Genomic DNA, 12,558 nt, shown 5'->3' with positions numbered 1-12,558 from the left:
CGGCTCCCCCGCCGCAGGAACGGCGGAGCGGGCAGCCTCTGCCACCGGACCGGCGGAGCCGGTCTCGGCGGCGTCCGGGGCCATCCCGTCGCGGGGAACGACCACCGCAGCACTGCCCGGGGACACGACGTGGTCCCCGATCCGGCCGCGGGTCCCGATCTGGACCCGTGCGGGGCTGGCCGCGACGGCCACCGGCCTCACCACGGCGATCGGGACGACCGGGATGACAGAGACGACAGAGACGGCGCCGATGACGGCGGCCGTCGCCGGGCGGATCCGGGCGAAGCACCCGGACCGGGCCAGGCTCAGAGGCAGGACCGGGACCAGGGCCGGCAAGGCGGCCGGGACCGGCGCCGGTGCGAAGGCCGCGACCGCGGCCGGGAGCACGGCGGAGAGCACGAGCGGGAGCACGGCGGCCAAGACCGCCGGCGCCACCAAGGCACACCGGGCCGCGAAGGCGCACCGGGCCGGCAAGGCCGTCCGCGCGCACCACGTCGCGCGGACCCGGCAGGCCGTCAAGACCGCCGAGGCCGGCCTGCGGGCGGCGCCGGCCAAGGCCGCCGGGACCGTGAAGACCGCGAAGACGGCCAAGACGGCCGCAGTGGTCAAGGCGGCCGCGGCGGTCAAGGCGGCCGCGGCCGTCAAGGCCGGGACCACGGCGCGGGCCGCGCGGCGGACGGCGCGCACGGCCGCGAGGCACAAGGCCGCGGTCGTGCACCGGGGTACCTGGCGCACCTCGGCGCAGCCGAAGATGCGCCTGTGGGCGCCGACGACGCCCAAGGGCAGGAACAAGGCGATCGCCTTCCGGCTGCTCGCCCAGCGGGCCTGGCCGGTGAACCAGTTCCGCTGCCTGGACAGCCTGTGGACCAGAGAGAGCAACTGGAACCACCGGGCGCAGAACCCCTCGTCGGGGGCCTACGGCATCCCGCAGGCCCTGCCGGGCCGCAAAATGGTCGGCGTGGGGCACGACTGGCGGGTCAACCCCGCCACCCAGATCAGATGGGGGCTGAAGTACATCAGGGGCCGCTACGGCTCGCCGTGCGGCGCCTGGGGCCACTTCCGGTCGCACAACTGGTACTGAGCGACCGGTACCGGCCGACCGGAGTGCCCAGGGGAAGGGCGCACTCCGCGCCCGGGGGTGCTCACCCCCCGGGCGCTCCCCTACTTCGGGGACGTGGAGTCCTGGAGCTGCAGGGCGATCGCCCTGATCAGCAGGTCCAGCCCGTATTCGAACGCCTCCTCGTGGTCGCGCACGACCAGCAGGGGCGCGAGGGTGCCCACCTCGGGGAACAGCGTGGCGTCCACCTCGGCCAGGTGCCCGTCGTCCGGGCCGTGCACCGGGGCGAACGCCGGGGTGACGCCGACCTCGCGCATCAGCGAGCCGACGACGTAGGCGATGAACGTGCGCACGATGCGGACGGCGTCCTCGCCGGGGAAACCGGCCTCGCGCAATGTGGCCAGCGCCCGCTCCAGCGGCAGCAGCCCCGCCGGCGACCGGAGCGGGCGGCTCATCACCAGCATGGTGGAGCGCGGGTAGTCGTGGGCGATCTGCCGGAACGCGCGCGCCTGCACCCGCACCCGCTCGGTCCACTCGGCCTCGGGGTCGTCGGTGAAGGAGATCTGCGACAGCACCGTCTCGGCGACCGCGTCCAGCAGCGCCGCCTTGCTCGCGACGTGGTTGTACAGCGACATGGCGCCGACCCCCAGATCGGCCGCGATGCGCCGCATCGAGACGGCGTCGGCGCCCTCTCGTTCGATCAGGTCGGTGGCGGCGGCGACGATGCGGGCACGGGTGAGAGGCGGCATGTGAGCATTCTTACCCAGCGCATTGACGTACGTACAGCGTACGTGCCACGCTCCATGTACGTACGGTGTACGCCCCCCTGGAGGCTCCTGTGTCGACCCACGAGCTCTACACCATCCCCGCCGAACTCTCCACCTGGGATGTGGAGATGCAGGGGTCCGCCCGGTTCACCTGGGAGTACGACGAGGGCCGCGACCGCATGCTGGCCCTGTACCAGAAGGGCAAGGACAAGCAGTGGGACTCGGTCAAGCGCATCGACTGGGGCCTTGAGGTCGACCCCTACAACGTGCTCGGCATCCCCGACCAGTCCATCGCCATCTACGACACCCCGCTGTGGCACCGCATGGACGAGAACACGCGCAAGGAGGTCAGGCGGCACGGCGCGGCCTGGCAGTTCTCGCAGTTCCTCCACGGCGAGCAGGGCGCGATGATCTGCTCGGCCCGCATCGTCGAGTCGGTGCCCGACCTCGACTCCAAGTTCTACGCCGCCACACAGACGATGGACGAGGCCCGCCACGCCGAGACCTACGCCCGGTTCCTGCAGGAGAAGGTCGGCATCGCCTATCCGATCAACAAGTACCTCAAGTCGCTGCTGGACGACACGCTCAGCGACTCGCGCTGGGACATGCCCTATCTCGGCATGCAGGTGCTCATCGAAGGGCTGGCGCTGGCCGCGTTCGGCGTGATGCGCGACATCACCACCAAGCCGCTGCCCAAGCAGATCCTCGCCTACGTCATGCAGGACGAGGCCCGGCACGTCGCCTTCGGCCGGATGGCCCTGCGCGACTACTACGGCCAGCTGTCGCAGGCCGAGCTGCGCGAGCGCGAGGACTTCGTCATCGAGGGCTGCTACCTCATGCGCGACCGCCTCCGCGGGGTCGAGCAGTGGGAGAACCTCGGCCTGTCCCCGGCGGAGGTCCAGGAGGCGATGCGGGCCACCGACGAGTCGGAGTACCTCAGACTGTTCCGCTCGCTGCTGTTCAGCCGCATCGTGCCCTGTGTCAAGGACATCGGCCTGTGGAGCGAGCGCCTGCAGAAGGCCTACGCCGACATGGGCGTGCTGGAGATGGCCGGACAGAGCCTGGACGCGCTGATGAAGCAGGACGAGGACATCGCCGACCGCCTCGACGCCGAGCGCTTCGCCGCCGAGGAGGCCGAGCGCGCCCAGGAGATCGCCGACACCATGACCCTCGGCGCCGAAGGCTGACCTTCACCGGTGACCGCTCACCTTCACCGGTGACCGCTCGCCTTCGCCGGTGACGGCGTCCCGGCCGGGGCGCCGTCTCAGCCGCCAGTGAGGACGAGAGCGATCGCGCCGCAGGTCAGGGCCAGGGTGCCGAGCCAGGCGAGCAGGGTGTCGGCGCCGGCGTCCAGCGGCAGCCCCTCGTGGACGGCCCGCTCGACGCGGCGGTGCCGTACGCGCGTCCTGGCCAGCAGCACCGCGCCGCACAGCGCGGCGAGCACGAAGGGGACCGCGGCCATGCCGTGGCCGGTGTGGCGGCCCGCGATGCCCGCCGCGCCGAGCCCGCCGGCCGCCAGCGCCGTGGCGGTGCGGATCCACGCCAGCAGCGTCCGCTCATTGTGCAGGCCGGGCACCGCCTCCGGGTCCTGGCCGCTCACCACGTCATCCGGGGCGTCCTGGCCATCCGGGGCGTCCTGGCCATCTGGATCATCCGGGTCATCCGGGTCATCCGGCGACGACGATGAGGACGAGCGCCAGGACGGCCACCACCGCGACGCCGTAGCCGAACACCGGGGCGAGGGCGAGTTTCGGCAGCGGAGCGTTCAGGCGCAGCGCCCGCTGCACGCGCCGCCAGCGCGGGTAGGCCAGCAGCGCCGCGAGCGCCGACAGCACCACCAGGACGACGGCGAGCGACGTACGGACCCACGGCACGAACACGTCCCGCGGCAGGGCCGCCATGGCCACGCCACCGGCGCTCAGCGCGAGCGACGTGCTGAGCCAGGTGAGAAACGTCCGCTCGTTGGCGAGCGTGAACCGGGGGTCCGGCTCCCTTCCCTCGACAGTCATGAGGAAAGGCTAATTCGACACCAATCCCCCTAGAGATCTCGGGTTTTGCCCTCGTCGTCCGAGTTCTGCCCTCGTCAGGTGCATTCCTGGGCGATCGTCTTGAGCGTCGCCGCCGTGTCCGTCGCCACCTTCTGCGCGGCGTCCACCGCGTCGTTGGCGTCCTTGACGTTGAAGTCCTTGAAGGTGTCGGCCAGATCGCCCAGCGCCTCGTTCAACGTGGTGTTGCCCGCCTTGTCGGCCACGTCCTGCAACTTCGCGGCCCCGTCCTCCAGGGCCTTCTCCATCGCCTTGGGGTCGTTGGCCAAACTGGTGATCTTCGAACCGGTCTCGGCGATGACCTTGTTGGCCTCGATGCACGCCTGTGCCTTGTCGACGGTGCTGCACCCCGTGGTGAGCAAGATGAATCCGGTCGCGGCCACTGCGGCGAGGGGGATGAATCGCATGATTTTGACCCTATCCAACTCCTCAGAGGCGGGCGCGCGCGCTTTCCGCCCGGACGATCGGTGATCGATTCTCCGGGTAGGAGGGGACCATGCGGACATCCTGGTCGCCGAGGGTCGCCGTGCCGGTGATGCACCAGCAGTGGACCGCCCTGACCTTCATCCACTGGCGTTACCCGCCCGACCTGGTACAGCGACTGCTGCCGCGGGGCCTCACCGTGGAGACCTTCGACGGCGCGGCCTACGTCGGCCTGGTGCCCTTCCTCATGGAGGGCGTGCGTCCCCCGGGCGTGCCGGCGCTGCCGTGGCTGTCGCGCTTCCCCGAGACCAACGTCCGCACCTACGTCAGGGACGCCGACGGGCGTAGCGGGCTGTGGTTCCTCTCCCTGGACGCCGAGCGCCTCCCCGCCGTGCTCGCCGCGCGCGCCGGGTTCTGGCTTCCCTACTACTGGTCGCGCATGTCCGTCCGCGTGGACGGCGGGCGGTACGCCTACCGCTGCGAGCGCCGCCTGCCGGGGCCCGCCGGCGCCCGGTGCGACGCGGACGTCTCGCTCGGGCCGCCGCTGGCGCCGGGGGAACGCGACGAGCTCACGAGCTTCCTGACCGACCGCTACCGCTTGTTCAGCGTCGTCGCGGGCCGGCTGGTCCACGCGGAGGCCGAACACCCGCCCTGGCCGCTGCACCACGCCACGCTGACCCACCTCGACCAGAGCCTGGTGCAGGCGGCGGGACTGCCCGCGCCCGCCCATGAACCGCTGCTGCACGCCTCCCCCGGCGTCTCGGTGCGCATCGGCATGTGGCACGGCCCGCGGCCCACCGCGCCCCCCGCGACCTCTGGCCTGCACTAACATCGGTGCTCATAGGGGGATTCAATGGGTGAGTGCGAAGACATGCGCATCGAGGTGGAGGCGGAGGCGCGAACTCCCGAGGGATGCGAGGAGTGCCTGGCCGAAGGCCGGCGCTACGTCCATCTGCGCAAATGCGTCGACTGCGGGCACGTCGGCTGCTGCGACTCCTCGCCGGGCCGCCACGCGACCCGGCACTTCCAGCAGACCGGCCACCCGGTGATGCGGTCGTTCCAGGACGGCGAAGAGTGGCTGTGGTGCTTCGTCCACGAGACGGTGAACATGTCGCACCGGACCCGATAGCCGCCGCCCGCGGGCGAGGCGACGCCGGTCGCGCGGGCGAGGCGGCGTCAGTCGCGCGCCAGGGTCGCCTCTTCGTAGTCCAGCTCCATGGTGACCCGGCGCAGCACCTCGTCGTCGATGCGGCGCTCGTCGCGCATGCGCACCAGCACCGTCCGCTCGGCCGACAGCATCTCGCGGCGCAGCCTGCGGTACAGCGAGCTCGGCGTCTCCTCGCCCTCGGGGCCGACGCCGCCGCCGAGGCGCTCCCAGGCGCCCATCGCGCGGCGTTCGGTCTGGACGCGCAGGCGGTCGACGACATCGGCGTGGGTCTCGATGACGCCGTCCTTGGTCAGCTCGTCCAGCCTGGCGAGCGCCGCGCCGGCCGCGGCCTGCTGGGCCGCCGCCTCCGACAGGTTGTCCTGGTAGATCTCGCGCTCGCTGGACACGCCGAGCTTCCTGATCAACAGCGGGAACGACAGGCCCTGCACCAGCAGGGTCGCCACGACGACGACGAACGTCAGGAACAGCACCAGGTCGCGGGCCGGGAAGTCGGCCGGCAGGGCGAAGGCCGCGGCCAGCGACACCACCCCCCGCATGCCCGCCCAGCTGATCACCGCCACCGAGGAGGCGGCCGGACGCGGCTCGCGCTCGCGGATCTTGCGGAACAGGACGCGGGGCAGGTAGGTGGTGGGGATCACCCACGCGATGCGGGCGAGCACCACGGCGGCGAACACCGCGGCCGCGTACCCGGCGACGTGCCAGGGATTCTGCCCGCGCAGGCCCTGGAGGATCAGCGGGAGCTGCAACCCGATGAGCAGGAAGACCACGATCTCGAGGAAGAAGTCGAGCACCTTCCACATTGAGTGCGAGACCAGCCGCGTGCCGTAGCTGGTGCGGTTCATGCGGTGACCGAGGAGGACGCCGACCACCACGACCGAGATCACCCCTGAGGCGTGCACCGCCTCGGCGGTGAGGTAGGCCACGAACGGCACCAGCAGCGAGACCGTGTTGGTGATCAGCGGGTCCACCAGGCGGTCGAACAGCTTGACGACGCAGAACGCGAGCGCCAGGCCGATGGCCAGCCCGCAGCCCGCGGCGTACAGGAACTGACCCAGGGCCACGAGCGGGCTGACGGTCACCCCGACGGCGGCGGCGACCGCCACGCGGTAGGCCGTCAGCGCGGTGGCGTCGTTGAACAGGCTCTCGCCGACGAGGATGGTGATGATCTTCCGGGGCAGGCCGAGCCTGCGGCCCACGGCGACGGCCGCCACGGCGTCCGGCGGGGCCACGATGGCGCCGAGCGCGAGGGCCGCCGCCAGCGGCAGGCCGGGGATCATGGCGTGGGCCAGCAGGCCCACCACGATCGCGGTGAACAGCACCAGGCCCACCGACAGCAGCCCGACCGGCCGCCGGACCGCGCGCAGGCGCAGGTAGGAGCTGTCGAGCGAGGCGGAGTACAGCAGCGGCGGCAGGAACACCAGCAGCACGATCTCGGGGTCGAGACGGTATTCGGGCACGCCGCGGATGTGCGAGGTGACCAGCCCGGCGAGCAGCCCGGCCAGCACCAGCAGCAGCGGCGTGGACCAGCCCCGCCAGCGCGCGATCGCCGCGACCGCCAATGCGCCGGCCGGGAGCAGCACGAGCTGGAGCGCTATCGTAATGTTCATTGATCACAAGGATATGCCGTGCGCAAACCCTTAGGTTTCCTGCCAGTGGCGGCCAGGTTTCTACCAGTCGCGGCCGCTTTCCTGCGGGTAGGGACGGCCCCGGTCGTCGGCGTGCGGCCGGCCGTCGGGCCTGACGCGCTCACCGGTGGTGTACATGTCGTCGTTCACGTACGGGCGCGGCAGCTCGGGGTCGGTGGAGTCGGCCGGGCGCTGCCCCATGACCCCGAGGCCCAGCGGATCGGAGGGGTCCACGGCCGCCGGCGGGACCTCGCCGTAGCCGGGCGCCTCCCCCGCCGGCCGGTACGCCGCGTCCGCCCGCCCCGCCGGCGCCTGGCCGTAGGGCAGGGAGTCGTTGACGATGAGGTTCTCCCTCGGCACGGCGTCCACGTCACCGGCGCCGTAGCGGGACCCTCCGTACTCGGCGGGCGGCGGGTACTCCCCCGTGGACCCGTAGACGGGCGGGGCCGAGTAGTCGAGCGGCGGGGTGACGTAGCCGGCGGGCCGCCCGTACTCGGCGGTGGTCCCGTAGTCCGGCGCGGCCCCGTACTCCGGTGCGGCGCCGTACTCGGGGACGGATCCGTACTCGGGGACGGATCCGTACTCGGGCTTGGCGCCGTAGCCGGGCGCGGACCCGTACTCGGAGCCGTCGCCGTAGCCGGGGGCGGCGCCGTACTCGGCGGTCCCGTACTCCACCGGGCCTCCGCCTGCGTACTCGGCGCCACGGCCGTACTCGACGCCGGTTCCGTACTGCGTGCCCGCCCCGTACTCCTCGGCGCCGCCGGCGTGGTCGCGCCGCCCGCCGTACTCGCCGTACTCGCCTGAGGGCGACGCGGGGGCGGCGCTCACCCCGTAGTCGGCCCGCGGGACGCCGCCCGCGGGCGCAGGGTAATCGTCCTGGTAGGTCGGGAAGCCGCTGGGGGGCGTGTAGTCGGGGTGGACGCCGTGATCGGCGCCGAGCGCCGGTGACACCGGCTGGGGACCCGTGCTCGGACCCGTCCCCGGGCCGTGGTGGACGGCCGGGGAGTGCCCCCGCTGGGCCGCCTGGGCCGGAACGCCGCCGAGCGGCTCGGGGTGCGCGGGGTAGTCGCTCGCGCGGCGGGCACGCTCGCCGCGCGGCGCGCGACCGGAACGGCCGGAGCCGGCGGGTGCGTCGGAGGGGGCGGGGTAGCCGGCCTGGGCCGGGTAGTCGGCCTGCGGCGCGTATTCGGACTGCGCGGAGTAGTCGGGCTGCGCAGGGTAGTCAGGACGTACCGGATAGTCGCCCTGCGCGCCGTGCGCCGGGTAATCGCCCGGCGAACCCTGAGCCGGATAGTCGCCGTGCGAGCCCTGACCGGGGTATTCGCCTTGAGTGCCCTGACCGGGGTATTCGCCCTGAGGGCTCTGAGCCGGGTAGTCGAGCCCCTGGGCCGGGTACTCCACCTGGGCCGCCGCCTGCTGGGCGTAGTCGTCCTGCCGCGCTCCCCGCGGGACGGGCCGCTGAGGACGGCCGCCGCCGCGCGCGTCGTCGTCGCCGCGGCGGGGGCGCGGTGCGACCAGCTTGTCGGGCACGGGCACCGTGCCGCGCGCCACGAGGACGTCATTGGGGCCGTGGGCTCCCACCGGGAGGCCCGCGGCGTCCTCACGCGGGTACGCGTCGGCGCCGCCGTGCGGGTGCTCGGGGTGCTCGCCCGGATACGGAGCGGCCTCGGCGTAGCCCTGCTCGTCGGGGTAGGCGTGGTCGTCGGCGTAGTCGTCCTCGGCGGGATAGCCGTCCTCGCCCGGAGCGCCGGCCGGCCTGGCGTACTGCCCGGTGCCCGGATACTGCGGGTACTCGGCGTGCTCGGCCTCGTCCCCGTAGTCCTCCTCGCCTTCCGCGTAGTCGCCGCCCGCCTCCGCGTACCCCTCGTCGAGCGTGTCGAGGAGGCGGCCGACGTCCTCCATCGGCATGCGGAAACTGGCGGTGCACATCTCCCCTCGCCACAGGCTGAGGACGAGCGTGCCCTCGTGCCAGGTGACCCGGAGAACGCGCTCCTGGCCCCGGGCGTCGAAGAACACCTCACCGAACGACGGCAGTGGGACAACTTCCGACATGGCAGACATCGTGCTATGACCAGCCTTTATTCGTCCACTCAACCTCGATAAACCCTACCGAACCGTACATGTCGCCGTCATCGCAGACCACGTCGGTAACATCTCGCGCAATGGCCCCAAGAGCGGGCGGGCGAACGTCGGATCGTCCTCGACCCCCGAGATCCGGCCCCGCCAGTCTGCCATGCCGTCCGCCGCCCGGGTTCCGGAATGCCGAGATGCACCCGGAACGCACCGCGGGCCGCTGTGCGCTCCGGGCACGGCGACCCCTGGGAGGCCGGTAGCGTTGCATGCCGTGCTCGACGACTCCCTCAGCGCCATCGACGGCGTCCCCGAAGACGTCACCGGCCACGGCCACGACTCCGGCCCTGTCAGCGGCCCTGTCAGCGGCTCTGTCAGCGGTCCGGTCAGCGGCCCTGCCGGCGGCCCCGGCTCCGGCGAGGAAGGCCTCGAAGATCTCGCTCATCTCGATGAGTTCGACGCGGAGGGCTCCGAGGACGGGTCCTCCGGCGGGGAAGATCTCGACGAGGAGGACGACGAGGACGCGGAGGAGTTCGAGGAGGACGACGACCTGCCGCCCGTGGAAGATCTCCTGCGGGCCGCGGTCGCGGGCGTGGGCGGCGCCGAGAGGCCGGGGCAGGTCACCATGGCCAAGGCCGTGCGGGACGCCATCGAGCACGACGAGCACGTCGCCGTGCAGGCCGGCACCGGCACCGGCAAGTCCCTCGCCTATCTGGTGCCGGCGATCAGGCACGCCATCGAGTCCGACAGCTCGGTCGTCGTCTCGACCGCCACCATCGCCCTCCAGCGCCAGCTCGTGGACCGCGATCTGCCCCGGCTGGCCGGCTCGCTCGCCGACCACCTTCCCCATGAGCCGCAGTTCGCCATCCTCAAGGGAAGAAGAAACTATCTCTGCCGTTACAAGTTGACGGCGGCCTGGCCGGAGGACGAGGGCGAACAGCTCTTCGACCCCCGCGAGGTCGGGGCCACCGGCCGCATGGTCCAGCGCATCCAGGAGTGGGCCGAGGACACCGAGACCGGCGACCGTGACGAGCTGGTCCCGGGCGTCAACGAGCAGGCCTGGCGGCAGTTCTCGGTCAGCGCCAAGGAATGCCTGGGCGCCCAGCGCTGCCCGAGCGGGGCAGAGTGCTTCGCCGAGCAGGCGCGCGAGCGGGCGGGCCAGGTCGACGTCGTGGTCACCAACCACGCCCTGCTGGCCATCGACGCCATGGAGGAGTTCGCCGTCCTGCCCGAGCACGATGTCGTCGTGGTGGACGAGGCCCACGAGCTCGTCGACCGGGTCACGAGCGTGGTCACCGACGAGCTGTCCGACGCCGCCGTCGCGTCCGCCGTGCGCCGCGTCGGACGGCTCATCGAGCAGGGCGTCGCCGACCGCCTCCAGGAGGCGGGCGAAGATCTCAAGGCGCTGCTCGCGGCCGCGCCGCCCGGACGCCTCGACCAGCTCCCGCAGATCCTCGGCGTGACGCTGTCGGTCCTGCGGGACGCCGCCTTCGCCTGCATCACCGCGATGGGCTCGCGCGGCGGCGACGGCTGGGGCGGCGGGCGCGACAAGGACGACCCCGAGGCCGCCGGGCAGCGCAAGGCGGCGTTCACCGCGCTGGACGACGTCCACGACACTGCCGTGCGCATCCTGGACGCGTTCGGCGGCGACTCCGAGGTCGACCGGGCCGAGGTCGTCTGGCTGGAGGGGGCCACCGACCGCCGCCCCGCCGTACTGAAGGTCGCGCCGCTCAGCGTCGGCGGGATGCTCCGCGACAAGCTTTTCGCCGACCGCACCGTCATCCTCACCAGCGCCACGCTCGCCCTCGGCGGCACCTTCGACGGCATGGCCCGCCAGTGGGGCCTCGGCCCCGCCCGGCCCGGTGCTCCCGCCGGCGAGACCGCGCCCGGCCGGGACGAGGCGACCGGCCGGACCGGCGGTGACCGGAGCAGCGGAGCGGGCGCCGGGCACGACGGCGGCGAGTCCCCGTCCGCGGACGAGCGGCGGGCGCCCGCGCAGGAGGGGGAGCCCAAGCGCAAGGCGTGGACGGGGCTGGACGTCGGCTCCCCGTTCGACCACGCGCGCAGCGGCATCCTCTACATCGCCCGGCACCTCCCCCAGCCCGGCCGCGACGGCCTGCCCAAGGAGTACCTCGACGAGATCGCCGAGCTGATCGAGGCCGCGGGCGGGCGCACGCTCGGCCTGTTCTCCTCCATGCGGGCGGCCAAGGCCGCCACCGAGGCGCTGCGCGAACGGCTCGGCACGCCCCTGCTGTGCCAGGGGGACGACTCCACCTCGCTGCTGGTCAAGCAGTTCGCCGAGGACCCCGCCACCTGCCTGTTCGGCACCCTGTCGCTGTGGCAGGGGGTCGACGTGCCCGGCCCATCGCTCAGCCTGGTGATCATCGACCGCATCCCGTTCCCCCGGCCGGACGACCCGCTGGCCTCCGCCCGGCAGCGGCACGTCGCCGCGCGGGGCGGCAACGGGTTCATGGCGGTCGCGGCCACGCACGCCGCGCTGCTGCTGGCCCAGGGCGCGGGACGGCTGCTGCGCGGCCAGGACGACAAGGGCGTGGTGGCCGTCCTGGACCCCCGGCTGGCGACCGCTCGCTACGCCGGCTTCCTGCGCGACTCGCTCCCGCCGTTCTGGGCCACCACCGACCCCCAGAAGGTCCGCGCCGCCCTCCGCCGCCTCACCGCCACCCCCTCTTAACCCCGGAAGTCCCGCGCAGCGCTCTTCCACTCCTTTCGCTGCAACGCACAAGGACGGCTCCGCGACGCCGACCACGCCGGTTACGGCCGGAGGAGGTTCCGTCGGACCGCTGCGGCCGCGAAGCCAGGGCTTGGAGCGCTCCCTGGCGATCATTGACAGCTCAGATATGCCGTGGTCCTTTGGGGATGTCCCGATATCAGTACTGCTTGCCGGTGATGGGCTGGACAGGGGAGACGGTGTGACGGAACTGGTCCGCATCCCGCTGAACGACGGTGAGGCGATCATCGCCGAGGTGGACCGTTCGGACATTCCCGCGGACGCCGTGGTCCTGGCGGCCCCGGAGCCGGGGAAGGCGATCAGCCAGGCGACGCACAGCCTGGAAGCGAGCTTGCAGTCTATCCGCCCAGCGATCACTGGCCTCGTCCGCATGCTCGAAGGCTGCGGCCCCGATGCGGTGACTGTGGAGTTCGGCCTCAAGCTCGGCGGGGAAACCGGAGTCATCCTGGCCAAAGGGACCGCAGAGGTGAACTTCACGGTGAATCTGGAGTGGAGACGTTCAACGGAGGAGAGCACCGCTACTGAACGAACGGCTTAGTGAGGGGACGTGACAGTCGCTTCCGGGGCCGGAATCGCACGGTTCCGCTCGGCTGCTACGGGTGAGGTCGTGGGCCATGGTGTTCTCGTCGACGACGAACACCTTGTGACCTGCGC

The 12,558-nt window shown here is 72.3% G+C and carries 12 protein-coding genes; 6 read left to right on the top strand and 6 right to left on the bottom strand.

What is annotated here, in order from left to right; translation table 11 throughout:
• The first annotated feature begins 223 nt into the window (after positions 1 to 223).
• Complete coding sequence (locus ACZ6QO_RS02115) at positions 224 to 1,081, top strand: aggregation-promoting factor C-terminal-like domain-containing protein (RefSeq protein ID WP_465846776.1); 858 nt, start codon at positions 224 to 226, stop codon at positions 1,079 to 1,081.
• Positions 1,082 to 1,161: 80 nt separating this feature from the next.
• Here ACZ6QO_RS02115 and ACZ6QO_RS02110 read toward each other — a convergent pair whose 3' ends face one another.
• A complete protein-coding gene (locus tag ACZ6QO_RS02110) occupies positions 1,162 to 1,806 on the bottom strand; it encodes a TetR/AcrR family transcriptional regulator (RefSeq protein ID WP_465846775.1) in 645 nt (214 codons plus the stop codon).
• Positions 1,807 to 1,895: 89 nt separating this feature from the next.
• Here ACZ6QO_RS02110 and ACZ6QO_RS02105 point away from each other — a divergent pair, with 89 nt between their 5' ends.
• Positions 1,896 to 3,011 (top strand): ferritin-like domain-containing protein, encoded by a 1,116-nt coding sequence (locus ACZ6QO_RS02105; RefSeq protein WP_465846773.1) that lies wholly within the window; start codon positions 1,896 to 1,898, stop codon positions 3,009 to 3,011.
• 77 nt (positions 3,012 to 3,088) lie between these two features.
• Here ACZ6QO_RS02105 and ACZ6QO_RS02100 read toward each other — a convergent pair whose 3' ends face one another.
• The 3 genes from ACZ6QO_RS02100 to ACZ6QO_RS02090 form a co-directional block, all read right to left on the bottom strand.
• Positions 3,089 to 3,424: a DUF202 domain-containing protein gene (locus ACZ6QO_RS02100; RefSeq protein ID WP_465846772.1), complete on the bottom strand. Its 336-nt coding sequence runs from the start codon at positions 3,422 to 3,424 to the stop codon at positions 3,089 to 3,091.
• A 67-nt stretch (positions 3,425 to 3,491) separates the two neighbouring features.
• Positions 3,492 to 3,833, bottom strand: a complete 342-nt coding sequence (locus ACZ6QO_RS02095) for a YidH family protein (RefSeq protein WP_465846770.1) — start codon at positions 3,831 to 3,833, stop codon at positions 3,492 to 3,494.
• Positions 3,834 to 3,907: 74 nt separating this feature from the next.
• On the bottom strand, positions 3,908 to 4,276 hold the full coding sequence (locus ACZ6QO_RS02090) for a hypothetical protein (RefSeq protein ID WP_465846768.1): 369 nt from the start codon (positions 4,274 to 4,276) through the stop codon (positions 3,908 to 3,910).
• A gap of 89 nt (positions 4,277 to 4,365) precedes the next feature.
• Between ACZ6QO_RS02090 and ACZ6QO_RS02085 the strand changes: the two genes are divergently transcribed.
• Positions 4,366 to 5,121, top strand: a complete 756-nt coding sequence (locus tag ACZ6QO_RS02085; RefSeq protein WP_465846766.1) for a YqjF family protein — start codon at positions 4,366 to 4,368, stop codon at positions 5,119 to 5,121.
• A gap of 24 nt (positions 5,122 to 5,145) precedes the next feature.
• The gene (locus tag ACZ6QO_RS02080; RefSeq protein WP_465846764.1) at positions 5,146 to 5,421 is read left to right on the top strand and encodes a UBP-type zinc finger domain-containing protein; all 276 of its coding nucleotides are present in this window, start codon (positions 5,146 to 5,148) and stop codon (positions 5,419 to 5,421) included.
• Between the two features lie 47 nt (positions 5,422 to 5,468).
• On the opposite strand, the gene ACZ6QO_RS02075 is transcribed toward ACZ6QO_RS02080, so the two are convergent.
• Both ACZ6QO_RS02075 and ACZ6QO_RS02070 read right to left on the bottom strand, forming a co-directional pair.
• Positions 5,469 to 7,067, bottom strand: coding sequence for a Na+/H+ antiporter (locus ACZ6QO_RS02075; RefSeq protein WP_465846762.1), 1,599 nt, complete (start codon positions 7,065 to 7,067; stop codon positions 5,469 to 5,471).
• Between the two features lie 60 nt (positions 7,068 to 7,127).
• Positions 7,128 to 9,137 (bottom strand): hypothetical protein, encoded by a 2,010-nt coding sequence (locus tag ACZ6QO_RS02070; RefSeq protein ID WP_465846761.1) that lies wholly within the window; start codon positions 9,135 to 9,137, stop codon positions 7,128 to 7,130.
• 577 nt (positions 9,138 to 9,714) lie between these two features.
• Here ACZ6QO_RS02070 and ACZ6QO_RS02065 point away from each other — a divergent pair.
• Entirely contained in the window at positions 9,715 to 11,847 is a 2,133-nt protein-coding gene (locus ACZ6QO_RS02065; RefSeq protein WP_465847229.1) for an ATP-dependent DNA helicase, read from the top strand.
• 238 nt (positions 11,848 to 12,085) lie between these two features.
• The gene (locus ACZ6QO_RS02060) at positions 12,086 to 12,442 is read left to right on the top strand and encodes a CU044_2847 family protein (RefSeq protein WP_465846759.1); all 357 of its coding nucleotides are present in this window, start codon (positions 12,086 to 12,088) and stop codon (positions 12,440 to 12,442) included.
• The last annotated feature ends 116 nt before the right edge of the window (positions 12,443 to 12,558 follow it).

Source organism: Sphaerisporangium sp. NPDC049457 (genome assembly GCF_055586705.1).
The sequence above is the reverse complement of the archived record's forward strand: the minus strand, read 5'-3'. Positions and strand labels throughout refer to the sequence as shown.

Excerpts from the sequence above, each read along its gene's own strand:
- ACZ6QO_RS02115 (WP_465846776.1), top strand. The coding sequence starts at position 224 with ATGACAGAGACGACAGAGACGGCGCCGATGACGGCGGCCGTCGCCGGG.
- ACZ6QO_RS02070 (WP_465846761.1), bottom strand. The coding sequence starts at position 9,137 with ATGTCGGAAGTTGTCCCACTGCCGTCGTTCGGTGAGGTGTTCTTCGAC.
- ACZ6QO_RS02110 (WP_465846775.1), bottom strand. The coding sequence starts at position 1,806 with ATGCCGCCTCTCACCCGTGCCCGCATCGTCGCCGCCGCCACCGACCTG.
- ACZ6QO_RS02090 (WP_465846768.1), bottom strand. The coding sequence starts at position 4,276 with ATGCGATTCATCCCCCTCGCCGCAGTGGCCGCGACCGGATTCATCTTG.
- ACZ6QO_RS02080 (WP_465846764.1), top strand. The coding sequence starts at position 5,146 with ATGGGTGAGTGCGAAGACATGCGCATCGAGGTGGAGGCGGAGGCGCGA.
- ACZ6QO_RS02095 (WP_465846770.1), bottom strand. The coding sequence starts at position 3,833 with ATGACTGTCGAGGGAAGGGAGCCGGACCCCCGGTTCACGCTCGCCAAC.
- ACZ6QO_RS02075 (WP_465846762.1), bottom strand. The coding sequence starts at position 7,067 with ATGAACATTACGATAGCGCTCCAGCTCGTGCTGCTCCCGGCCGGCGCA.
- ACZ6QO_RS02085 (WP_465846766.1), top strand. The coding sequence starts at position 4,366 with ATGCGGACATCCTGGTCGCCGAGGGTCGCCGTGCCGGTGATGCACCAG.